This window comes from Crateriforma conspicua, from assembly GCF_007752935.1.
In the GTDB taxonomy this organism is placed as follows: domain Bacteria; phylum Planctomycetota; class Planctomycetia; order Pirellulales; family Pirellulaceae; genus Crateriforma; species Crateriforma conspicua.
The window spans coordinates 5463309-5485809 of the sequence record NZ_CP036319.1 but is presented as its reverse complement, the minus strand read 5'-3'; the positions used below and the strand labels follow the sequence as shown (position 1 = coordinate 5485809).

Annotated in this window: 20 protein-coding genes; 12 read left to right on the top strand and 8 right to left on the bottom strand. The window is 58.8% G+C overall.

Features of this window, described 5'->3' with window-relative positions:
* The first annotated feature begins 40 nt into the window (after positions 1-40).
* The 4 genes from Mal65_RS20020 (at position 41) to Mal65_RS20005 (ending at position 4971) form a co-directional block, all read left to right on the top strand.
* Positions 41-1309, top strand: a complete 1269-nt coding sequence (locus tag Mal65_RS20020) for a protein-L-isoaspartate(D-aspartate) O-methyltransferase (protein WP_145301691.1) — start codon at positions 41-43, stop codon at positions 1307-1309.
* A 236-nt stretch (positions 1310-1545) separates the two neighbouring features.
* Positions 1546-2985 carry a TIGR03000 domain-containing protein gene (locus Mal65_RS20015; protein WP_145301688.1) on the top strand — a complete coding sequence of 480 codons (1440 nt, stop codon included), beginning with the start codon at positions 1546-1548 and terminating at the stop codon, positions 2983-2985.
* 142 nt (positions 2986-3127) lie between these two features.
* Positions 3128-3982: a hypothetical protein gene (locus Mal65_RS20010; RefSeq protein ID WP_145301684.1), complete on the top strand. Its 855-nt coding sequence runs from the start codon at positions 3128-3130 to the stop codon at positions 3980-3982.
* Positions 3979-4971, top strand: a complete 993-nt coding sequence (locus tag Mal65_RS20005; protein WP_145301681.1) for an HTTM domain-containing protein — start codon at positions 3979-3981, stop codon at positions 4969-4971. The genes Mal65_RS20010 and Mal65_RS20005 overlap by 4 nt, the downstream gene beginning before the upstream one ends.
* Positions 4972-5017: 46 nt before the next feature.
* Here the strand turns inward: Mal65_RS20005 and gpmI are convergent, their stop codons facing one another.
* Positions 5018-6625, bottom strand: coding sequence for a 2,3-bisphosphoglycerate-independent phosphoglycerate mutase (gene gpmI / locus Mal65_RS20000; RefSeq protein WP_145301678.1), 1608 nt, complete (start codon positions 6623-6625; stop codon positions 5018-5020).
* Positions 6626-6887: 262 nt separating this feature from the next.
* On the opposite strand from gpmI, the gene Mal65_RS19995 reads away from it, so the two are divergent.
* The 4 genes from Mal65_RS19995 (at position 6888) to Mal65_RS19980 (ending at position 10441) form a co-directional block, all read left to right on the top strand.
* Positions 6888-8306 carry a phosphoglucose isomerase-related protein gene (locus Mal65_RS19995; RefSeq protein ID WP_145301675.1) on the top strand — a complete coding sequence of 473 codons (1419 nt, stop codon included), beginning with the start codon at positions 6888-6890 and terminating at the stop codon, positions 8304-8306.
* Positions 8307-8309: 3 nt separating this feature from the next.
* Positions 8310-9122 (top strand): tryptophan synthase subunit alpha, encoded by an 813-nt coding sequence (gene trpA / locus Mal65_RS19990; RefSeq protein ID WP_145301672.1) that lies wholly within the window; start codon positions 8310-8312, stop codon positions 9120-9122.
* Positions 9123-9417: 295 nt separating this feature from the next.
* Complete coding sequence (locus Mal65_RS19985) at positions 9418-9828, top strand: hypothetical protein (protein ID WP_145301669.1); 411 nt, start codon at positions 9418-9420, stop codon at positions 9826-9828.
* 100 nt (positions 9829-9928) lie between these two features.
* Complete coding sequence (locus tag Mal65_RS19980) at positions 9929-10441, top strand: hypothetical protein (protein ID WP_196784319.1); 513 nt, start codon at positions 9929-9931, stop codon at positions 10439-10441.
* A gap of 79 nt (positions 10442-10520) precedes the next feature.
* Here Mal65_RS19980 and Mal65_RS19975 read toward each other — a convergent pair whose 3' ends face one another.
* Positions 10521-11906, bottom strand: a complete 1386-nt coding sequence (locus tag Mal65_RS19975) for a histidine kinase (protein ID WP_145301666.1) — start codon at positions 11904-11906, stop codon at positions 10521-10523.
* Positions 11907-12267: 361 nt separating this feature from the next.
* On the bottom strand, positions 12268-12798 hold the full coding sequence (locus Mal65_RS19970; protein WP_196784318.1) for a MaoC family dehydratase: 531 nt from the start codon (positions 12796-12798) through the stop codon (positions 12268-12270).
* 575 nt (positions 12799-13373) lie between these two features.
* Between Mal65_RS19970 and Mal65_RS19965 the strand changes: the two genes are divergently transcribed.
* The 3 genes from Mal65_RS19965 to Mal65_RS19955 all read left to right on the top strand — a co-directional run bounded on the left by Mal65_RS19965 (position 13374) and on the right by Mal65_RS19955 (position 16837).
* Entirely contained in the window at positions 13374-14528 is a 1155-nt protein-coding gene (locus Mal65_RS19965) for an FG-GAP repeat domain-containing protein (RefSeq protein ID WP_390621981.1), read from the top strand.
* A 70-nt stretch (positions 14529-14598) separates the two neighbouring features.
* On the top strand, positions 14599-14961 hold the full coding sequence (locus Mal65_RS19960; protein ID WP_145301657.1) for a nucleotide pyrophosphohydrolase: 363 nt from the start codon (positions 14599-14601) through the stop codon (positions 14959-14961).
* A 121-nt stretch (positions 14962-15082) separates the two neighbouring features.
* Complete coding sequence (locus Mal65_RS19955; RefSeq protein ID WP_196784317.1) at positions 15083-16837, top strand: flagellar basal body P-ring protein FlgI; 1755 nt, start codon at positions 15083-15085, stop codon at positions 16835-16837.
* 68 nt (positions 16838-16905) lie between these two features.
* Here Mal65_RS19955 and Mal65_RS19950 read toward each other — a convergent pair whose 3' ends face one another.
* Both Mal65_RS19950 and Mal65_RS19945 read right to left on the bottom strand, forming a co-directional pair.
* Positions 16906-17331, bottom strand: a complete 426-nt coding sequence (locus Mal65_RS19950) for an RrF2 family transcriptional regulator (RefSeq protein ID WP_145301654.1) — start codon at positions 17329-17331, stop codon at positions 16906-16908.
* 19 nt (positions 17332-17350) lie between these two features.
* Entirely contained in the window at positions 17351-18184 is an 834-nt protein-coding gene (locus Mal65_RS19945) for a phosphoadenylyl-sulfate reductase (protein WP_145301651.1), read from the bottom strand.
* 257 nt (positions 18185-18441) lie between these two features.
* On the opposite strand from Mal65_RS19945, the gene Mal65_RS19940 reads away from it, so the two are divergent.
* Positions 18442-19677 carry a hypothetical protein gene (locus tag Mal65_RS19940; RefSeq protein WP_145301648.1) on the top strand — a complete coding sequence of 412 codons (1236 nt, stop codon included), beginning with the start codon at positions 18442-18444 and terminating at the stop codon, positions 19675-19677.
* A gap of 42 nt (positions 19678-19719) precedes the next feature.
* Here Mal65_RS19940 and Mal65_RS19935 read toward each other — a convergent pair whose 3' ends face one another.
* The 3 genes from Mal65_RS19935 to Mal65_RS19925 all read right to left on the bottom strand — a co-directional run bounded on the left by Mal65_RS19935 (position 19720) and on the right by Mal65_RS19925 (position 22494).
* On the bottom strand, positions 19720-21069 hold the full coding sequence (locus tag Mal65_RS19935; protein ID WP_145301645.1) for a carbohydrate porin: 1350 nt from the start codon (positions 21067-21069) through the stop codon (positions 19720-19722).
* 191 nt (positions 21070-21260) lie between these two features.
* Entirely contained in the window at positions 21261-21653 is a 393-nt protein-coding gene (locus Mal65_RS19930) for a hypothetical protein (RefSeq protein WP_196784315.1), read from the bottom strand.
* Positions 21643-22494, bottom strand: coding sequence for a sugar phosphate isomerase/epimerase family protein (locus Mal65_RS19925; RefSeq protein WP_145301641.1), 852 nt, complete (start codon positions 22492-22494; stop codon positions 21643-21645). Before Mal65_RS19925 ends, Mal65_RS19930 begins: the two co-directional genes overlap by 11 nt.
* Positions 22495-22501 lie beyond the last annotated feature (7 nt).

Here is a 22501-nt window from a genome sequence, read left to right as displayed (position 1 = left end):
TCCCTCATTCGTTGCGTCGTTTGGTTGGTTTGAAGGAACAATGTCAATCAAGTCGATTTGTACCATCGCCAGTTTTGTTTGCTTGTCTGCCGTGCCCCTAAGCTTTGCCCATTGTGATGATGACGATCCATACGCCGAAGCGAGACAGCGGTTGGTTCGCGACCGAATCGAAAACGCGGGTGTGACTGACCCGCGGGTTCTGGATTCGATCCGCCAAACGCCCAGGCACGAGTTTGTTCCCGCCACGCAAGTTCCGCGGGCTTATCTGGACATGGCACTGCCGATTGGCAGTTCGCAAACGATCAGCAGCCCCTTCATCGTCGCCATGATGACCGAGGCGATCGATCCACAACCCACCGACAAGGTCTTGGAAATCGGGACGGGCAGTGGCTATCAGGCCGCGGTGTTAAGCCCGTTGGTGGATCAGGTCTATACGATCGAAATCGTGGACGAATTGGGACGCCAAGCCGCCAAGACGATCGAGCGATTGGGGTACGAGAACGTGCATACCCGAATCGGCGACGGTTTCTTGGGTTGGCCCGATGCGGCGCCCTTCGACAAAATCATCGTGACCTGCAGCCCTGAATCGATCCCCCAGCCGCTGGTCGATCAGCTTCGCGAAGGCGGCCAGATGATCATTCCGGTCGGACAACGTTATCAGCAGTCGCTGTACCGTTTGGTCAAACAGGACGGACAGTTGCAACGCAAACGTTTGCGTCCCACGCTGTTCGTCCCGATGACTGGACAGGCCGAAGATGAACGCCAGGTCCAGCCCGATCCGGCCAACCCGTCGGTGGTCAACGGTGACTTTGAAACAGAAGCTTCGGCCGGATCAACCGTCGCCGGATCCGATGCATCGAACGACGACTTTGTCCCGGGCTGGTATTACGGCCGCCAAGTCCGATTGCTGAAAGCCAATATCGACGTCGGCCAGGCCGATGAAGGTTCTGGGTTTGTCCGCTGCGAAAATGAGACCCCCGGGCTTAGCTCTCATCTGTTGCAAGGAGTCGCGATCGACGGGCGGCAAGTCACCACAGTTCGCTTATCCGGCTCAGTCCGCACCGCTGGTGTGGTGGCGGGCGATGCGCCCGACGCGATGGCGATGATTGCGATCAGCCTGTACGACGATCAGCGTCGGGACTTGGGCACTTCCTGGATCGGGCCGTTCAAAGGCACCCGGCCGTGGCGAAAGACCAGCAAGCTGATTCGCATTCCCTTGCAGACACGCGAGGCCATTCTGCGGATCGGACTGTTCGGAGCCACCGGAACGGCTGACTTCGATTCGATCTCAATTCAAAAGGTCCACTAGCCCCGTCGGGCGTCCGGGGGTGATCACCCGTCTGTGGCACTGGTGGAGGCCGGATAGCGTCACAGTGTTCTCTATTTCGCCCAGGCCGCAAAAATCGCCTGAAATGCTTGATCCGACATTCGCCTTCGCTATCCTAACATGGCTAACGGGTGTGGCATAAGTTCGCAGAATTGATGTGAACGCGTGTGCGCATTCCATGGGATCGGAAACCAAACTTTATTCAGGCAAACAAGACGATGAAACAGCGTGGCATTCGAGCTTGGATTCGAATCTGTGCCGTTGTGGCGGCCTCGATTCCGTTTTCAGCGGCCCAAGCCGGTTACGGATCGTCCGGAGGCTATGGATCTTCCGGCGGATATGCTTCCTATGGCGGGTCTTCGGGCGGATACGCGTCGTCGGGTGGATATGGATCCAGCGGCGGGCATCACCCGGTGTTGAGCCACTTGAAGGCAAAGATTGCTGCCAAGCGAGCCGCTTGGTACAGCAGTGGTGGTGCCAGCAGTGGCGGTTCGTCCGGCGGCTATGCGGCCTACTCCTATTCGGCCAGCAGCGGCGGAGCCAGCAGCGGTGGCGCCAGCAGCGGCGGACATGTCGGGCCGTTGCGTCGATTGGCCGATCACATTCACGCCAAGAAGGCGGCCATCCGTGCCCGCTGGGCGGGGGCCAGCAGCGGCGGCAGCTCCGGCGGATACGCTTCCTATTCGTATGCCTATTCGGCCAGCAGTGGTGGAGCCAGCAGCGGTGGTTCATCCGGCGGCTATTCTGCCGCCCGCGCGACGTACGGATCGTCCGGCGGCAGCAGTGGTGGGTCGGTGTCGTCCTACTCCGCTCCCGTAGTCTCGGGCGTGATCGAATCGCCCAGCTACGAATCGTCCCAGATTCAAAGCGGCTACCAGGTCCAACCACAGATGTCGGCGCCCGTCGAGTACGGCGCACCGGTGGAATACGGCACTCCGGTCGAAAGTGGCGCACCGATGGAGTACAGCGCTCCGGTGGATTCGTCTGCTCCCGGCGATGGTTTTGTACCGTCGGATTCGATCCAAACCCCTGACGTTTCAGCCGAAGGCGAATCGGATGCGAGTATCCAGTACGGATCGGCGCAGTTTGCTTCCACCGATTCGCTTAGCGATGCGGCTTTGTTGACCGTTGCGGTTCCCAGCGAAGACGCTGTGTTGGAAGTCAACGGACATCGCACCCGCAGCGAAGGCGAAATTCGCCAGTTCTTGTCGCGTGGATTGAAGGAAGGATTTGTTTACACGTACGTCGTGAACGTCCAGTACCAGCAAGACGGCCAAACCATCCAAGACACGCAAACGGTGAAGATGCGTCCGGGCGACAAGCAGCGTCTGTTCTTTGACGCCAAGTCCGCCGAAGTTGTTGACGAAACGATCGTCTCGGAAGAAGCCGAATCCGTGGAAGAAACGGTCGTGACGATTCGTGTTCCCCAGGACGCCAAGGTCGTTCTGGCTGGCAATGAAACGGCGGGTCAGGGAGCAACGCGTACATTCCGGACTCGGACGCTGAAAGCCGGCCAGGTCTGGGAAGACTACACGATCGAAGTGACCGCGGATGTTGACGGCACGCCCGTCACGCAAACGCGTTCGATCACGGTTCGCCAAGGCCAGACCCACCAAGTGGACTTCGATTTCGACGCACAGCGTTTGGCCAGCCGCTAGGCGAACCAAACGTCCGATGGTTGCCGGCGCGTCGCCAGACCGTCGCCAGTGGTTTGGCCGTTAAAACCAAACCACGCGGCTGCTTGCGATGATTTGACCGACCGATCACTGGTGGCAAGTTGGCCGCCGAGGAAATACTTTGATGCCGCGTCCCGTTGTGGGACGCGGCATTTTTTCGTTTGACGGATCCATTGACGTGTCAAGCATTGAACCAGCCGGCCAAGATACACCGGTACCGATTCGGCCGGCGCTCAAGCGATGCATTAGCGCGTTGGTGGTCTTGCATGTGGGCGCCGTTTTCTTGGCACCGTTAAGTTTTCAAACGCGTGGTTCGCTGGGAAGTTCGCCGTCGGTCGATACGTTACTGATGCCGCTGCGTGGCTATGGTGAATTCCTGTATTTGAACCGCGGCTACGCGTTCTTTGCACCCGACCCCGGTCCCAGTCACCTGGTTCAAGCGGCGATTGGTGAATTGACCGATCCCGATCTACAGGAGCCGGTTTATCCGGACTTGGATCGCGACTGGCCACGCCTGCTGTATCACCGGCATTTCATGTTGGCAGAGTATTTGACCGAAATTCATCACCCGCCGGGACCGCCACCTGAGCTGAAAGATCAGGATCCCGCCGCGGCCGAGTTGTGGGAAGCGACCCGGGCCCGCTACGAATACGTGCGTCAGTCCTATGTACGGCATCTGCAGTCGAAGCATCCTGGACGCGCCGTTGCCATTCGACGGTTGGAGCATTTGCTGCCCAGCTTTCTGGATTTTGATCCGGGGACGACGGATCTGCGGTCCGAGCAGTCTTATCGCGTGATGCCCGACCAGTGGGATCCTGCACCGATGCCCATGGCGGCTGGGGCAGTCGCACCCGCGCCGGCTCCCGAATTGTTGCCCGAAACGGTTTCGCCCACGTCCCATTCGCCACGACAGCCGACCTTGCCACAAGATTCGACTTCGCCGGCTGACGCCACCGAATCGGGAGTCGACGGTCGATGATCGGTGCAGCGATGGGTGAAATTCGGTCTTGGCTGCACGACGTGGCCGCGGCTTGGGACAGATTCTGGTTTTGCGGTCGTACCGGTGAAACGTTGGCCGTCATTCGCATCGCCACCGGCGTCATGCTGTTGTATTCCCATTTGGTTTTGGCCAAGGACCTGATGTCGTTCGTGGGGCCCGATGCCTGGATCGACAACGTTACGGCTAAGCAATTACACGACGGTGCTTTTGGCGTCAGCGATTGGGCACGCAGCTATCTGTGGCACATCGACAACGCATCGCTGTTGTGGGCCCATCAAGCGTTGGCAATCACCGCGTCGGCATTGATGGCGGTCGGTTTCCTGTCACGTCTGACGGTTCCGTTGGCTTGGTTCTTGAACCTGATGTACGTGCACCGTTTGACGGGCGCATTGTTCGGGCTGGACCAGATCATGACCTATTCCGCGATGTATTTAAGTCTGGCTCCCTGTGGTGCCGTTTGGTCGGTGGACGCGTGGTTGCGACGTCAGGGCAAATGGTCGGCAAAGATGCGTGACCGCTGGCTGCCGGCGAATCGTTCGTATGTGTCGACCAATGTGGCGACGCGTTTGTTTCAGATTCACGTCTGTGTCATCTATCTATTTGGCGGACTGGCGAAGGCCCGTGGAGAAATGTGGTGGGATGGAACGGCGGTTTGGTTTGCGGTGGCCAACTATGAATACCAGTCGTGGGACATGACTTGGATGGGACGCTATCCGCGGCTGTTTTCCCTGCTGACGCACACCACGCTGTTTTGGGAAGTCTTCTATTGTGCGCTCGTTTGGCCTCGTTTAACTCGCCCGATCGTGTTGGCGATGGCCGTTGCTGTGCACGGCGGGATCGCGTTGTTCTTGGGGATGATCACGTTCGGCGTGATGATGATTGTGGCCAACATGATCTTCGTCCCGCCCGATCTTTGGCGGCGTCTGATGGGGCGCGGTGCGCATGAAAAAACGCCGGTCAAAGCCTGAGCCCGACCGGCGGTGGATCGCGTTTTGATGTTGGGGAATGTCGCTTTCAGCTGACGTCAACCAACGATTCGCCGGTCATCTCCGCGGGCTTTTCCAAGCCCATCAAAGCCAGCACTGTCGGCGCGATGTCGGCCAGGCGGCCACCTTCACGCAGCGATTTGCCGACCGAATCGGGGTCGACAACGATCAACGGCACGTCAAAGGTGGTGTGGGCGGTGTGTGGGCCGCCGGTTTCCGGGTTGGTCATCTGTTCGCAGTTGCCGTGATCTGCCGTGACGACCAGGGACCCGCCCTTGGCCAGGGTTGCCTTGACCAATTGGCCGACGCCATCATCGACGGTTTCGACCGCTTTGACAGCCGCATCCAAGTTGCCCGTGTGGCCGACCATGTCGCCGTTGGCATAGTTAACGATGATCATGTCGCTGCGTCCTGATTCGATCTCTTTCAGGACGATCTGGGTGACCTCGGGTGCCGACATTTCTGGCTTTTGATCATAAGTCGACACGTCGCGTGGCGACTGGGCCATTTCATTGTTTTGGCCGTCGAAAGGATCGTCGCGGTAATCGTTGAAGAAGAACGTGACGTGGGGGTACTTTTCCGTTTCGGCACAGCGGAATTGTTTCAGTCCCAGCTTGCAAACGTATTCACCCAAGATATTCGGCATCTTGGGAGGCTTTTCGAAAATCACGTTGACCGGCAACCCGGTTTCGTAGCCCGCCATGGTGGCAAAATACAGATTGTCGATCTTCTCACCACGGTCAAAACCACCGCCTTGGATTTGCGACCACGCGTCGTCGTCCAAGACAAACGCTTTGGTCAATTCGCGGGGGCGGTCACCGCGATAATTCATGAAGACGACCGCATCGCCGGGACCGATCAACGACGGCTTGCCGTTGTACGGGATGGTCGTGGCCGTGATGAATTCATCGCCACTGCGGCTGGGTTCGGTCGGGTTGTCGTAGTAATCACGGATGGCGTCGACGGCGGATTGTGCAGTCTTTTCGGCACCCTTGGTCAGCATGTCATAGGCTTGTTGGACTCGGTCCCAACGGAAATCACGGTCCATGGCATAGAAACGTCCGATGACGCTGGCGATGTGGCCGGCGCCCAGTTCCTGGCACTTCTGTTGGACACTTTCGACGAACGCGGCACCGCCGGTGGGCGAAGTGTCACGGCCATCGGTGATCGCGTGGATCGCCAGCCGGTCGTGTCCCAAGCCCGCATCCTTGGCGACTCGGATGAACGCATCGGCGTGGGTGATATCGCTGTGGACCCGTCCGTCGGACATCAGCCCCAACAGGTGCAGGGTGCCGCCGGTTTCTTTGACATGATCGACAGCGGCGTTGACGACTTTGTTTTCGAAAAAGCTGCCTTCACGAATCGCCCGCGTGATTCTCATCACTTCTTGATCAACGATGCGTCCGGCGCCGATGTTTTGGTGTCCGACTTCGCTATTGCCCATCACGCCGTCGGGCAGACCGACGTCTTCGCCGGATGTGTGGATCAGGACGTTCGGGTATTTCTGCATCAGTTCGTCGGCCACCGGGGTATCGGCCTGCACGATGGCGTTGGCCTTGTCCCACTGGGGGTCGGGGTTTTGCCCCCAACCATCACGAACGATCAAAACGACAGGTTTGCGACGCAGGTCAGTCACGGCGGCGTGTCTCTTTCGCGAAGGACAGAATGGAATGGAAACTGATTTTCGCGGGGGAGTCTAACGCGCATCACCGAATTGTCCCACGAGTCCTCGTGGTGACCAATCGGTCCGCGGGCCTACGGCGGCGACGAAACGGGCCGCCTCGGGTGCGGGGCCACCAGTGTCGCGTCGGACGTAGGCTTCGGCGCGGCGGTTCGATTCGCTAAGCTCTGCGGACCGTCTGCCCGAATTTTCCTGGTCCACAACGAGCGATTCCAAGATGTCTCTGTTGCAGTTCGATCCGTCCGGTTCCATCAACGACGACTACGGCGTCACCCAAGCCCAAATCGATTCGCTGGGTGACGAATTGGCGGCACTGCGGACGGAGATGGTGGAAACCGACCGCAAGCAATACGACAGCGGCGATGTTCCCGCCGAAAAGCAGCCCCTGGACGCTCGGTTCTTCTGGCTGCCCGAAGAACAACTGGAAGCCTATCAGAAGGACCGCGAAGCCAGCGAACTGGGCCGGATCTTCAAGGTCGCCAACGGACTGCATGATTCGATCGATGCGGTGACCGTGCTGGGGATCGGCGGTTCCTACATGGGCGCCCGCGCGATGATGGAAGCCTGCTGTGATCCCTACCACAATGAACTGACGCGAGCCGCCCGTGGCAGTAAGCCGCGGATGTATTTCGAGGGCAACAACGTCGACAACGATGCCGCTGATTCACTGCTGCGCCGTTTGCGGTCCGGCGGCTACGGCGATTCGGTGGCCGAAAAACGATCGGCGCTGGTCGTGATCAGCAAGTCGGGCGGGACGATGGAAACGGCGGCGGCATTCCGTTTGTTTTTGCCCGCGCTGGAATCGGAATTGGGCGAACAGGCCAAGGACTGGTTGGGCAAGCTGGTGGTTCCGGTCACCGGCGAAGGCGGCAAGTTGTTCAACTTGGCTCAGGAGATCGGTTGCGAAGAAGTCTTCAGTGTTCCCGATGGTGTGGGCGGACGTTTCAGCGTCCTGTCACCAGTCGGTCTGGTGCCCGCGGCATTCCTGGGGCTGGACTGTATGAAATTGCTCGAAGGCGCCGTGGCGATGAACGAGCATTTCAAGACCGCCGACTACGCCGACAACGTCGTGCTGCAGTACGTCGCCGTCAATCATTTGCTGGCACAACATCGCGGGAAATCGATCCGGGTGATGAGTGTTTGGACCAAGGCACTGGAATCGCTCGGGTTGTGGTACGACCAGTTGTTGGCCGAATCCAACGGCAAGGATGGCAAGGGTGTCACGCCGCTGACCACGGTCAATACACGTGATCTGCACAGCCGGCACCAACAGCATCAACAAGGGGCCAACGACAAAGTCTTCAACAATGTGATCGTTCAATCGGTTCGCACCGATGCGTTGGCCGTGGGGCATAGCGAGCGCAACCAGGACGGCATGAATGACATCGCCGAAAAAACGTTGCCCGAAATCATGTCGGCGGCCATCAAGGGGACCAACGACGCGTTGCACGCCGATGGGCGACCCACCACCGACATCATCTTGCCGAAGATCGACACCCATGTTCTGGGCCAGCTGTTCCAAATGCTAATGATCGCCACGGTGATCGAAGGCCGTTTGCTTGGGATCAATCCCTACGGCCAACCGGGTGTCGAACAGTACAAGAAAAACATGAATAAGAACTTGGGACGCGCCTGATCGATGTCGAAAGTTGACGAACTGTTTCAGCGGTTGCGTGATGATGGCCGTAAAGCATTGATGCCCTTCATTACCGCCGGCGATCCGGATTTTGAAACCACCGCGGCCATCTTGAACGGGGTCAAAGCGGCTGGCGCTGATTTATGCGAAATCGGCGTTCCGTACAGCGACCCGATTGCTGACGGGCCGGTGATTCAAGAATCCTATCAACGGGCCCTGGATCACGGTTTCCGTTTGGATGGCCTGTTCGATTTGCCGTCCCAGGTCCGTGGTGCGGATGCCCAGCTGCCCTTGGTCACCATGGCCAGCTATTCGATCATCTATCGCATGGGGCTTCGGCAATACGTGCAGCGTGCGATCGACGCGGGCTACGCGGGAGCGATCGTTCCCGATTTGTTGGTCGAAGAAGCCGGGCCTCTGTCAAAAGTCTGCTCGGAACTTGGCTTTTCTCTTGTGTTGCTGGTCACACCCACGACCTCACGCGACCGCCAGATCCGCATCGCCGAATCGTCCACCGGGTTTCTGTACTTCGTGTCGGTGACGGGGATCACCGGTGAACGTGCCGCATTGCCCGAAACGCTGGGGGAGAACGTGCGTTGGTTGAAGCAGCGCACTGATCTGCCGATCTGCATCGGTTTCGGGATCAGCGGTCCGGAAACGGCGGCGCAACTGGCTCCCGTCGCCGACGGTCTGATCGTTGGTTCGGCCGTGGTCCGGCGTATCGCGGCGGCGGCGGATCGCGACGACGCCGTGAAACGGGTCAGCCAGTTTGTCGGCGAACTGCGAACGGCGATCGACTCGGCCCCGGTGGCCTGAATTCTTTGCAAAAAACGACCGGTTTGCCGGTGCTCTGGTCGTCGAAACGGCGATCTGTCGTTGCAACCGTCATAACTGTCGCGGCCCATGCCCGTTAAAGTTTCTCCAGCCCGAAAGGTGCCCTGTTCCGGAAAGGTTTGCGCAATCTGCGTGCTACTGTTCTAACGGCCGGGGATTGTCGGCGTGAAACACTTCACCGCTGACGTCAAAGATTCCCCAGCTGTTCCGATCCGAAATCACTTCGAATCGCCGACGCATCATCGACGTCGGCAAAGCACGCACGAGGGGAATGCTGATGACCGCTTCGACCACCAACAACGACCAGTTTGCCGGCGAAATCTTGACTCTGGACCGCCGTCGCAAAGATCGGCGTGCCGACAAAGCCGCCACGGTCGAAGCCGAAGCTGGCAGCAAGACCCGTCGCAAGAAGCAACGTCGTCGCCATATCGATCCCACGACTTGCGAGCGTGACTACAACGATCAAGAGATCGAGTTCATGCGTGCGATGGACGACTATAAGCAAAGCAGCGGGCGGATGTTCCCCACGTGCAGCGAAGTCTTGGAAGTGGTGCGTTCGCTGGGATACGTCAAGCTGGACGACGAACAAATCGCTCAGTTGGGCCTGGACACCGATGTCGATGAAGACGCGGCCGATGCCGCCGATGCTGAAATGGACGAATTGGGCGAAGCGGACGACCTGGCCTAGTCCATCGATACGCAACGGCCGTTTACATAACGATCCTGTCGAATGATCCGTCGGGTTTTGACCGGCGGATGTGCGCGACTACCAGCGGACGTTTAGACTGATGCGGCGATGGGTTCGTTCCGGCCAACGGGCCGAAACGGTTGATCTGACATCAGGACATGGTCACTGGGAAATGATGCGACGTGCCATCGGCTATCTTTGGGCGTCTCCCAATACGTTGGCCGCCGTCGCGATCGGCTTGTTGCTCTGCGGACGATTCCGCTGGGTCCAGGGCGTCATCGAAATCGATGGGCCATGGGTGCGCCAAACGCTGAATCGTTTGCCCATTCAACCACGGGCGATGACGGTCGGCCATGTTGTTTTCGGTACCGACCTGGCTGCTTTGACGGTAACGCGCGCCCACGAACGCGTTCACGTTCGGCAATACGAACGATGGGGGCCGGTGTTCATCCCGGCCTATCTGGGCTGGTCTTTGTGGTTGCAACTACGCGGACGCGACGGGTATCGCGAAAACCCGTTTGAGGTGGAAGCGTACGCGGTTGATACACCCGGTCCATCGGCGTCCGATTCTGCGGACGCGGAAAGCGATCGTCGCTGGAATTCGTCAAAGTGATTGATGAATTCTGTGTGGCCGAATGCCGATCAGCCGGCTGGCGTAAGACGAGCGTGGGCAAGTCGTTCCGAAGTCAAGTCTAGCGTTCTTTCGGACGCATGCGACTGGCATGGGATTGCAGGCTTTGCGTCTGCTTGCGAAGTCTTGCTCCCATCCGCAGCATTTCTTCATCCAGACGAGCCATCGCCACCGGTGAAGGTTCCAGCGGCTTGGTGCCCAGTCGGACTTGATTGTGATCAAAGTGCCGCAAGTCGGTTTGTGACGAAAGGGTTTGACGCACCAACAGGTCGCTGATCCGTGACGTCATGCGACGCTGATCGACGGGAATGATCTGAGGATCGCTCCAATCCAGTCGCGCTTCGGGGACTTGGTGACGCACGGATTCATTCAAACGTTCCCACCGTTCTTCCATCTGGTCGATCGACGCATCGAACACCCACACCCATTGTCGGTCACCGATGCGATAAACGAAGTCGAATGCCGACAGTCGTTCATGAAACAGATCGTCCAAGCGTGTTGCCAATTGTTTCGAACACGCGGCACCCAGCGTCACGGTGCCCGCAACGATTTGATGCGGAGAACGAGGACGAATGTCATTCCAATTCAGCTGGACACGGTTTGCCCCACGCGATGCAGACTGGGCCGCACGCGGTCGATCCAGACGCGTGATGTGTCGCACGGAATTGGCGGACGTCTTTTGTGGACGGATTGCATGAGTGCGTCTTGGTGCCACCGAGGGCGGGCGATACTGCAGTCGCCACTGGCACCATGCTTTGGCCACCGAACGTGGACCGGACGCGGGGATGCTTAGCCCCGTTTCGGTACCAGTGCTTGCATCGGAGATAATTGTTAGCGGGGAAAAGTGCATGCCCGCCAATTGGCGACACAGCATCAATCCTTGTGAAAAACTATCACCATCGCGCGCGTCGGATTCCACAAACTGCTGTAGCTGGTCGGCGGACAATCCCGGGCCGCGATCAATGACTGACCATTGTTGATAATCGCCGTCGTCACTGTGGTTCAATCGCACCAGTACGGGGGGCCTGCCGCGAGAAACCAAGGCCGATCGGGTGATCAGGTGGATCATCAGCGCGGCCAAAACATCGGGGTCGCCAAACACGCGTTGCGATGGATCGGTACCGCCGTCCCACAAGACTTCGATCCCGTCAGGCAAGCACTGCGGAAGCGCCGATTCGACGCTGCGGCGAACGTCCGACGTGGCCACCCAACGCCGACGGACCGCCGGAATATCAAGGTTGTCTCCGTCGTCGGGATAGGCTTGTCGAATCAGTTGCTCCAGCCCATCACACTGACGCAGAACTTCGTCCAGACATTCCGCCTGTCTCAGTGACAGTGTGCCCAGTTCGCCGGCGCGGACTTGCCGAACGGTTTCTCGGACACCCCTTAGCGGGCGTTGGACATCGCCCAGGGTTTGTTGCAGCACCGCGTCGTGGCGTGACGACACAAAGCTTCCCTCTTTCCGGCGGACGGGGCGCCGGTGACTCGTTGCCACTTCGGTAGCGGCGGGCGTCGTCGGTTCGACGGAATCTGAATGGTTCAAGTGCGACTTCACGGCAGCATACCCGACAGGTCGGAGGGCGGCCCACGCATCAGCGCAGGCGGCAACAACGAAACAGCCGCCCGGCAATGGCGGTACGTTTCCAGCTATCGACCGCACCGTCCCCGGTTATCCATCGGGTCGGACCGGATGACGACGACCTCGGTCCCGGGGCGAACTTGTCGCGACGAATCTGTCGGATACGACGGCTGTCTTGGCCGCTGCACCAAAGAAGGTGCGACGAGCGGCGTGGATCGCAAAGGATCGCTTAGCGGGCCGGCAGCGTGCCGCGTTGTGAAGGTGTGTCGGTCGTATCGACGATGGCGGCGGGCGTGGTGCCACGCCGACGTCGTTTGCTGGCGACCAAGGTGACCAAGTGCCCACGCTGGACCACTCGATCGGATTGATTGATTAGCTCACGCAACCAAGTCACCCGAGCAGCCCGCCGGCCATGAGGTTGGATTTCCGACACGGTCGTGGCGACCCGCACGCGATCACCAAAGTAAATGGGGGCTTCGAACGACCATTCGCTCAGCCCGGTCAAAGCCAGCGTGCTGACCCGAGGATGCTCAGTGCTCAGGCCCGCCAAGACGCTTAGCCCCAACAGCCCATGAGCAACTGGTTCGCCGAAAGGCAGGCCGTGGCTGGAGGCGTCACGATGAAGCGGATCGTGGTCGCCGGTCAATGCGGCGAAGTCGGCAACATCCTGTTCCGTGATGACCCTTTCGGGGCTGAACCATCGGTCACCAACGGCTAAGTCTTCGAAGTACAAGACATCCGTGGAGGTGGTAGCTTCCAAAACCAGCTCGATCGATTGAAGGAATGAAGCAAACAGATGGACAACGTTGCTGTCGAATCCAATGGCCGCGGCGAGAAGTTTTCCGTCAACCGCTGCAAGGGGGGAATATGAAGGAGCATGCCGATCTGCGAAACCGTCAATGCACGGATTCGTTTCAGATTGTTTTGCTGGGCAAGGATTCTAGCGGCTAGCCAAAGGCTTTCGAATGGTCCCCCCGGTCGGGCTGTGGGGCATTGTGCCGTCCGTTCGGCACGTCTGCAATGCAACGCGTGGTGTCCATAAAACGGTTATGATTGTTGGACCACGCGTCACCGGTTTGGTCGAACCGCAATCGAATTGCCGGCTGTTTCTTGCCGGGAATCTTTGCCCCGTTTACCTCGTCGATTGCATCAGGCGACGCGCGGCCCCGCCCTGATCCGTGTCGACGTGATCTGCACCAACGCCGCCCCCTTCCCACGAGGCCCGCTTACGGGTTCCCGCCGATGTGTCTCTCTGCACGAAAGTTATTGTTGGCTCTGTCCCTAATTCTGGCCGGTTCGGTCCATGCCGCTGACGTCAGCGAAAAGTCGACGCGGATGTCGTTCGCGATTCGACCCCTGGCGGTGGATGCCAACGAAGGCATCGCCGCCGGCGATGTGAATCGTGACGGCCACATGGATTTGGTGGCAGGTCGCAACTGGTACAGCGGGGTCGATTGGACCGCGCGTCCCTTGCGAACGATTGACGACTGGAATGGGTACGTTCAAAGCAATGGCGACTATCTGTTCGACGTCAACGATGATGGATGGCTGGATGTGATTGCCGGATCCTTCTTGCCGACCGAAGTCCACTGGTACGAAAACCCGGGTGCCGAAGGATTGCGTTTGGGCCAGCAGTGGACCCAGCACTTGTTGGTGGACACCAAGAATTCCGCCAACGAAGGCCAGTTGTTTGGCGACATCGACGGGGATGGAACACCCGAGTGGATCGTCAACAGTTGGAAAGCTGAAACAGCCACGACGATTTGGCGATTGGAACGCATCGAAAAGACGCCGAAAGCCGCCGGTTCTGTTGCAACAAAAAACGCGACCGGCAAAAAGTCCGCCAAAGCCCAAGGCAAACCGGCACAGTACCAAATGGTTCCTCACGTCCTGGGCGACATCAATGGGCACGGTGCGGCGATCGGCGACCTCAGTGGTGACGGGCGAACCGATGTCCTGGTCGGCCATGGATGGTACGAACAGCCTGCGGAAAATCCGTGGGGCCAACCTTGGAAGTTCCATGACGCTTGGAAGTTGCACAGCAGTTTGCCGATGGTCGTCGCGGATGTGGATTCCGATGGCGACAGCGATTTGATTTTCGGCAACGGTCACGACTTCGGACTGCAGTGGTGGGAAAACACCGGTGTCGATGCGGACGGGGAATTCACTTGGCAAGAACACTTGATTGACGACCGTTTCAGCCAGCCCCATTGTTTGGCTTGGGTGGATTTGGATGGTGACAAACGGCCTGAATTGATCACCGGTAAACGGTACTTTGGTCACAACGGACGCGATCCCGGCGGGATGGACATGCCCTGTTTGTACGCCTATCGCGTGGATCCGCAGACTCACCAGTTTCAGCGTTTCACCATCGACGAAGGACACGTCGGAACCGGATTGCAGATCGTCGCGCAAGACTTGAATGATGATGGCGCGGTGGACCTGGCGGTGGCGGGGAAGAGCGGTACCTTTGTGCTGTTGGCCCAGTAGCGGCCGGCGCTGAACCCTGCGGTCGACGGGTAACGTCGACGTCAACTTTGATGTGTGGAGTCCAACGGGCATGGATGGGGATACCGGTGCCGACGATGAATCGTGGACGTTGCGTGAAGCCCAGGATCAGGTCGATCGGTGGATCCGAACGATCGGCGTGCGGTACTTTGATCCGATGACCAACCTGGCCCAGTTGGTCGAAGAGGTCGGTGAAGTTTCACGTATCATTTCACGGACTCATGGCCAACAGAGCTGGAAAAAAGACGCGACACGTGGCAGTTTGCCCGACGAATTGGCCGACGTTCTGTTTGTCGTGATCTGCTTGGCCAACCAGTCGGGGATCGATCTGACCAGCGCCTTGCGTGCCAATTTGGACAAGAAGACCCGCCGCGACGCCGATCGGCATCGCACCAATCAAAAGCTGCAAGACTGATTCGATCTTGCCACCGGGCGGTCCGCTGGAGTAGGCACACGGCAGGAATTTTCCGCACTCCGGACGGAGTGCGCTGAGATCAACGACGAATCCACGACAGCCGACTGGCAGGATGCCGAACATGTCGACCAAGTCCACCGCCCACGGACGCCAAGAAACGCCGCCGGTCGGTCTTCGCATGACACGCCGCAACGGGATCGTTGCTGCCGCGGCTTTGATGATCGCCGGCACCAGTACACTAGGCTGTTCATCGATGTGGCGCCGCGACGACGACGATTCGGCCGACGCCAAATTGGAAAAGTTGCTGAAGGTACCCAAGGCACCCGATCTGGTGCGTGAAGCGGCGGTGCCCAAAGGTCTGCACTCGGTTCGTGTCGACGGCGTGGCTTTGGTGAATCGATTGGTCGCCACCGGTGGTGCGCCGGAACCGTCGATTATGCGAGACGAATTGGTCGAACAAATGCGTCGCCACGACGTGGCCAACCCCAATCACGTGCTGGAAAGTTCGGAAACGGCATTGGTGGAAGTCCGCGGCGTGATTCCGCCCGGCGCCCGGACCGGGGATCCCATGGATTTGCTGGTCGTCGCTCCGGTGCAAAGCCATGTTCGTGACTTGCATGGCGGATGGTTGATGGAAACACGCTTGCGGCACCAACAGATGCTGCGAAATAGTCTGCGAAAAAGTGAACCGTTGGCAATCGGCCAAGGGCCACTGCTGACACGAGCCGACACGACGCCGGGGACCGACGACAGCTTGCGGACCAAAGCCATTGTGATTGCCGGTGGACGCGTGATCGAAAATCGAGACCTGGGATTGATTCTGCGGCCCGAGTTTCAGCACGTCAAAATGGCCGCGGCGATCGCGCAAGCCATCAACCGGCGATTCTTTTTCTTTGATGGGACCGAGCGACGCGGCATCGCCGAACCCTTGGAAGACGACTACATCAAGATCGAAGTCCATCCGCGTTATCGCCGCAACCAGTATCGGATGATGGAAGTCGCTCGTGCCATCGGGGTCAAACCCGAATCGGCGGAAACGCAACAGCGTCTGGCCGACTTGGGTCAGAAGTTGACCGATCCCGAGACATCCGCCGACGCGGCCCTGCAGCTGGAAGGAATGGGCGATAGCGCAATTCCCACGTTGGTCGACGCCTTGGAACAAGACAATCCAGAACTGCGATTTTATGTCGCCGAGGCGCTGGCATATTTGGATCGCGATGAAGCGCTGCCTCCACTGGAATCGGCAATCGCAGATTCACCCGCGTTTCGCTTTCCCGGATTGTTGGCGATCGAGGGGATGGACGGATCCGCGGCGGTGGAAACCTTGCGTCGTTTGATGGATCAACCCAGCTTGGAGACACGCTACGGCGCCTTCTGTGCGATTCGTCGACGGCCCGATGGTGCATCGGTTCTGGCCGGTCAAAACGTCAGTGGACAGTTTCGCTTGTTCACGGTGCCCTGCTCTTGCCAGCCGGCGATCGTGGTCTCCCTGCGCGAGTCGCCAGAGATTGTCATGTTCGGCCCCGACGAAACGATCGACGTGACGCACCCATTGTTCGGCCCCGGTGGTCTGTTGATCAAGCAAGATCCTGAAAACCCAGGTCAGCTGCGAATCAATCGATTCTTGCCGGGCGAAGACGATCGATTGGCCATCGTGCCCGCCAACCTGACGGCACTGATTCACGGGATCGCAGACGTCGGCGGCGGCTACGGGGACGTGGTCACAGTGCTACGAGAAGCCAAAGACAGTGGGTTCTTGCAACAACAGTTGGCGATGGATCCATTGCCCGAGCCGATGCGCACCTACCACCGTGATGAAGCGGAAGACCTGGATTCGGTCGCCGATGAAGATTCGTCGGCTGATGTGGACGGCTAGGAAACGAACGACACAGCGACATCTGGTGGTGTGTCCGCCGCGGAGCGAGGGCCCGTGCCCGTCGTGTTTCAGATGTAAAACATCACGCCGTCGTCTTGGCGGCACCGTCGCGCCAGTTCGGAAAGCGTGATCTTGGCCAGCACGTCCCGCGCACTTTGGGTCGCTTCGGCCCAGATGTCTTGCAACGTTTCCGCGGCAACGCCGGTTTGACTTTCACCGTGATCCTGGGTTTCCTGACATCCCACTTCGTCGGCGATGTCCAGCAGCGTGATCGATGTAGGATCAACCGCCAAACGATAGCCGCCGTGACTGCCTCGAATGCTTTGGACCCATCCGGCGGCGCGAAGGGTTCGCAGGATCTGATTCAAGAAAGGTCCCGGGATCGCATGGCGTTGGCTGATGTCACTGGCCGCCACGGGCGACGGATCATCCATCCGTGACGCCAATTCGACCAATGCCAGGCATGAGTAATGCACCCGTGCAGAAATGACCATCGAAGCACCTCGTTGCACGTCAGCTGCTGTGCAGCCCACATTCGGTTTTTTGGAAGCCGCTCCACCGCCCGGCGCGTTCGTCTTCGCCCGCCATCACCGCACGGGTGCATGGCTGGCAACCGATGCTGGGATAGCCACGATCGTGTAGCGGGTTGTACGGGATGTCTTCTTTGGTGATCAGCGACCAGACATCTTTCTTGGTCCAATTCGCCAGCGGGCTGATTTTGACCAAGTGAAATTTCTTGTCCCAACCCACGATCGGCGCCTTGGCACGATCCGGACTTTGGTCGCGCCGAATCGCACTGGCCCAGGCGTGCCAACCCTGTGCGGCGCGGTGCAGAACCTTCAGCTTTCGCTCGAAACAACAACGGTTCGGATCGGTCTGGTACATCGGACCGCCGTTGGCCTTTTCGAACGCTTCGACCGAAAGCTCGGGCAGCTTGAATTCGACCTCAATGCCGTAACGCTCTTTGACCCGCTCGCGTAGTTGCAGGGTTTCTTCGAATTGGTAGCCGGTGTCCAGGTTGAAGATCGGCGTTTCCGGGGCGATCTGCGCCAGCATGTGAATGATCGTCATCCCTTCGGGACCGAACGCCGTGGCCATCGTGAATTTGGGAGCGTATCGATCCACGGCCCAGCGAAGGATTTCCGTGGGAGTCGCCGATTCCAACTGGCGGCTTTCCTTTTCCAACTCGTTCAAAAAATCGGTCGTCGGGGCCAGCGGAGGATCGGCCCCCAGGGCACCCGGCAGACCGTCCAGGCCCACCTTTGGATCGACCGTTGCGTCGTAATCGCCCGGCAGGTCGGTGGGGGAAACCACCGGCAAATTTCGGTCGCTGGCAATCGGTGACATCGAATCAGGATCAAAAACAGGGGCGGATGAACGGGAAAAAAGCCTCGGGCCGATCTAATCGGCCGGCCGTTTCCGGCCACCGACGCCTAAACAGTACCAATTCGACCAGAATGGTCAAGTATGGTGCTGGTTATGAAATTCGGACATTCCGATCGTTCGGACCAGTCGTTTTTTCACTTCGATCCGGTTTTGCGATTCTGCCCAGCTGTGGACCAGATACTCTGGAGACGAGAACCTTCGACCGACGGTGCATTCCGATGAACTGGCAAACTTTGACACGAATGCTTTGGGTGGCGATCACGCTGCCTTTGCCGGCGGCTGTTGGCGAACGAGTCGACCTGTACGTCGGTGGCGGCGTGACCGGCCAGACCAAGGTGGTCAGCGACGACAAGGACCGCCAGCAGGTCTGGGTGAAGACCGACCCAGATCTGGTCTTGGTGCTGCCGAAATCCCGCGTGCGTTCGATCGAGCCGGCGGACAAGTTGGCCGCGTATGAGCGCTTTGCCGGCCAGACCGGCCAAGACGCCGAGCGGCATTACAAGCTGTCCGTGTGGTGCAAGACCAACCACTTGCCGGAACAGTCGCGGTATCACCTGCAACGCGCGATCACCCTCAATCCTGATCACGTTGCCGCCCGTGCATCGTTGGGTTACAAGCAGATCAACGGTCGCTGGACGTTGTTCACTGACTTGCAGCGGTCACGTGGCCTGGTTCACGTCGGCGGTAATCTGTGGAAGGCACCCGAACAGATCTCTCGCGAAGAGGTCCGCAAGGAAACCGACAAGACGGCCAAGCTATGGAAACGAAAGCTGTCGCAAATGCTGGCGGCACTGAGCCGCGAGGAACCCGATGCGTGGGCAAATTTGGAAGCGATCGACGATCCCTTGGCGGCCGACGCGATTGCCGAACAGTTGGAAAAGTCGCGGGGCGGCCGACAGCCACGCCGGCTGCGAAGTCTGTGGGTGCGTCTGTTGGGCAAGCTGGATCACCCGTCCGCTCGCAAGGCTCTGGTCCGCGCGGGACTGGAAGAACCCGATCGTCGGCTACAGCAAGACATTTTGGAACAGCTGCAAACCAACGGTCGTTCCTCGGCCGTCGCATCCTACACCGACGTTTTGGTCAAAGCCGCCGCGGGGAAACACCCTGATGCCAAGGGCGTATCACTGGCTGCGACGGCATTGCAATCGTTTGTCGATCCCGAAATGGCGCTGGTATGGGTCGATGCTTTGGTCACTGAGCATATTCGTGCGGCGCCTCAACAGCCTGGCATGACATTCGGTTTCGGCGATACCGGGGCTAATGGCATGCAGGCCGGTAGCGCAGCGAAAGCCGAGATTCGCCGCAGTCAGAATGGCGAGGTTCGGAATCTGTTACGGATGATTGAACCGGAGGCGGATTACGGGTTTGATGAAAACGCGTGGCGTCGTCATTTCGCACTGCAGCGGTCGCGTTACCAGGGCGATTTGCGTCGCGATGGCGATGCGGTTCGCTAAGCGGTTCGCCGCTGACGTGTCGAGCGGCAACGGGCCCGACCATCAAAAGGCCAAATTCGCTCGCAAGCCCATCACGTAGGCGTCGTCGACGTTTTCACGCGCCGAATCCAGCCATTGGAAATCTGGCGTGACCGTCAGGGATTTGCCGATCTGGATGTTATAGAAAAGTTCCACGCCCTGTCCGTCGTCAATCGGTCCAAAGGGAATTTGCAGGAACGGGCCGATTTCATCGCTGGTTCCGCTGTAGAAGTACCCTGCCCCGAATGAATCACCCCGGCGAAGCGGGCTGGCACCGCCGAGTCCGAAGTTCAACAGGTAGCTGAGCGGATTGGCGTCTTCATCCGCCACGCCGGCGCGTGCGAAGTAACCCCAGTGACGCGTCGGATCGCATGGATCCACCCACAACGCCTGGTCGGTGTTCCAGTAAAACGACCATGATCCGTCGGCGCGATTGATTGGGACGTTGGGCAAAATGATCCGCGGGTCCTGTCCCAACGCCACATAGTCACGGCTGCTCCAGGTGAACCCGAACAGTTGGTGACCTGGTTTGCCCATCAGCGGCGTCGCGAATCGAAGTTCCGTCGATAAGGAAACACCTTCGGCAAACAGTTCGTCAAAGCCGTCGCTGTCGGCGGTATCGGTCGGGTTAAGGACAGTGAAGTTCAACAGCGGTGTTCCCTCAGCGCCCAGAATGAAAAAGCCGCAGCCCAGGGTCGAATAGGGAATCGTCCGCAAGGCCAGCGGGTTTACGATGAAGGCGGTGTTGGAAAACTGTCGAATGCCGCGACCGTGCGCGTAAGCGTTAAGGTCGCCGTCCAGCGTGTCCAGTTTGCCCGCATAAACGGCAAAGCGTTCACTCAAAAACTGGGTGAATAGAACATTCGTCAGATACAGTTCCGTGCTGTTGGCGACCGGCAATTCAGTTGCCAGGGTCGCCGGTAAAAAGGAACCAGTAAACGGACCGGCGGATTCGCCGAAGCGATGTTCCGCACGCAGTTTGACCAACAAACCATCGTGAATTCCGGCTTTGCCCAAGTCAAAGTTGGCCACGTAGTCGCCATGACCGCCATAGGCAAATTCACGCTCAAGCCCGCCCGAGACGGTTCCAAAATAAAACTGCGTCAGGTTGTTTTGAAACGTGATTCCGCAGTCGGCCATGTCGGCACGAAAGCGTTCCAGCAGCGATCCGCAATGGCAATTGTCGTCACTGGCGTAGGCATCGCAGGCATCGACGCCGTAGGCATCACAGGCGACGCCCCCGTCACAAAAACCCTGTGCTGAAGCATCACGTGCCGGTGCGGCGTAGAAATGCAGGGTCAATACTGCCATTGCCAACCAACGAAAGCATGCCGGCCCCGCCGTTGTCGCGCCCAACCATTTCACCCAACGCATCGTTCCGAGCTCGCTTCATAAGTCATCCTGACGAAGCGCATCTCGTCCGCTTGATCAACGCTTCTAGTAGACACTCTGTCGGCGAGGGGGAATGCGTGGGCAAACCGAAACCCCTTGATCAGTGACGAACCTTCACGGGACCGATCGACCATTGGGTGTCGTACCGGTTGGGGAAAGTTTGCGGAGCCCCGTCAATTCGCCAGCGATTGCAAGAATCCAGCGATCTGGCGGTCAAATTGTCCGCGTGTCATCACATGGTCCAATTTTTCTGCCTTGGCGGATTCCAACGGTCCGACCTGAACATGTGGTCCATAGGCGATCGTCATCGCGTTGGGACAAGCATCGGCGACCTTCGCGCCGAATCCTTGGACGATGGACGAACGCGTGGCCAAGTCCAAGATGACCACACGAACGTCACGTGCCGGATCGGCCGGCAAGTTGCCCGACATTTGAAACTGCATCCCCGCAGCCTCGGCCGCGGCACCGACCCTGGAGGCGAACATTAGATCGCCCGACAAGAACAGAACCTTATCGGGACGCACGGGCGCCGAATCAGTGTTGCCGGCATCAGAGTCAGCTGCCACTGCGTTTTTCCATCTCAGATTTCATGAAGTTCAAACCGTTTTCGGACAGTTGCAGTTCCGTATCGAACATCTTCCGCCAAATCTTGGTGGCGGCGGCGATTTCCGGCAAAGCCAAACCGAATGCCTCGATGACCAACCAGCCGTCGTAACCGCTTTCGGCAATTGCATCGAAGTTCTCATCCCAGTTCACACCACCGGTGCCCGGCGTGCTGCGATCGTTTTCGCTGATGTGGATGTGATACAGCTTGTCGCCACCGGCCAGGACCGCGTCACGCATCGATTTTTCTTCGATGTTGGCATGGAAGGTGTCGTACATGATGCCGCATGCCGGATGATCGACGTCACGTGCGAAACGCGCCGAATCGGCGTGACAGTTTAGGAAGTAACATTCGAAGCGGTTCAGCGCCTCCATGCCCATACGAACGCCGACGTCGGCGGCATGCTCGGCCGTCGCGCGGATGCTGTCCACACCCCACTGCCATTCATCGGCGGTCGCGCCCGCACCGCTGAAGTGGCCGATCGCCGAGTGATAGGGGCCGACCAATGTTTCGGCGCCCACCGCGGCGCAACAGTCCAGCGTTTTCTTGTTCAATTCCACGCCTTTGGCGCGGACGGCGGCTTCCGAGGAAATCGGGTTGTCTTCCAGATTGCGAATCGTCACTGCGGTCCGGCGTAGTCCCAAGTCATCCAACTGTTTGCCCAGCTTGGTGTAATCCAAATCCAGGTTGAACATCGGTATTTCGACGCCGTCAAATCCCATCGCTTTCAGCTTTTCACAGATCGGCAACAGGTCCTCGGTGACTTCGCCGGACCACAACAACAGATTCATTCCGTACAGCATTGATCTT

What these genes read in the sequence shown, in the direction of transcription:
- Mal65_RS20020 (WP_145301691.1), top strand. Translation starts at nt 41, where the DNA reads ATGTCAATCAAGTCGATTTGTACCATCGCCAGTTTTGTTTGCTTGTCT.
- Mal65_RS20015 (WP_145301688.1), top strand. Translation starts at nt 1,546, where the DNA reads ATGAAACAGCGTGGCATTCGAGCTTGGATTCGAATCTGTGCCGTTGTG.
- Mal65_RS20010 (WP_145301684.1), top strand. Translation starts at nt 3,128, where the DNA reads ATGCCGCGTCCCGTTGTGGGACGCGGCATTTTTTCGTTTGACGGATCC.
- Mal65_RS20005 (WP_145301681.1), top strand. Translation starts at nt 3,979, where the DNA reads ATGATCGGTGCAGCGATGGGTGAAATTCGGTCTTGGCTGCACGACGTG.
- Mal65_RS19995 (WP_145301675.1), top strand. Translation starts at nt 6,888, where the DNA reads ATGTCTCTGTTGCAGTTCGATCCGTCCGGTTCCATCAACGACGACTAC.
- trpA (WP_145301672.1), top strand. Translation starts at nt 8,310, where the DNA reads ATGTCGAAAGTTGACGAACTGTTTCAGCGGTTGCGTGATGATGGCCGT.
- Mal65_RS19985 (WP_145301669.1), top strand. Translation starts at nt 9,418, where the DNA reads ATGACCGCTTCGACCACCAACAACGACCAGTTTGCCGGCGAAATCTTG.
- Mal65_RS19980 (WP_196784319.1), top strand. Translation starts at nt 9,929, where the DNA reads ATGCGGCGATGGGTTCGTTCCGGCCAACGGGCCGAAACGGTTGATCTG.
- Mal65_RS19965 (WP_390621981.1), top strand. Translation starts at nt 13,374, where the DNA reads ATGTCGTTCGCGATTCGACCCCTGGCGGTGGATGCCAACGAAGGCATC.
- Mal65_RS19960 (WP_145301657.1), top strand. Translation starts at nt 14,599, where the DNA reads ATGGATGGGGATACCGGTGCCGACGATGAATCGTGGACGTTGCGTGAA.
- Mal65_RS19955 (WP_196784317.1), top strand. Translation starts at nt 15,083, where the DNA reads ATGTCGACCAAGTCCACCGCCCACGGACGCCAAGAAACGCCGCCGGTC.
- Mal65_RS19950 (WP_145301654.1), bottom strand. Translation starts at nt 17,331, where the DNA reads ATGGTCATTTCTGCACGGGTGCATTACTCATGCCTGGCATTGGTCGAA.
- Mal65_RS19945 (WP_145301651.1), bottom strand. Translation starts at nt 18,184, where the DNA reads ATGTCACCGATTGCCAGCGACCGAAATTTGCCGGTGGTTTCCCCCACC.
- Mal65_RS19940 (WP_145301648.1), top strand. Translation starts at nt 18,442, where the DNA reads ATGAACTGGCAAACTTTGACACGAATGCTTTGGGTGGCGATCACGCTG.
- Mal65_RS19935 (WP_145301645.1), bottom strand. Translation starts at nt 21,069, where the DNA reads ATGCGTTGGGTGAAATGGTTGGGCGCGACAACGGCGGGGCCGGCATGC.
- Mal65_RS19925 (WP_145301641.1), bottom strand. Translation starts at nt 22,494, where the DNA reads ATGCTGTACGGAATGAATCTGTTGTTGTGGTCCGGCGAAGTCACCGAG.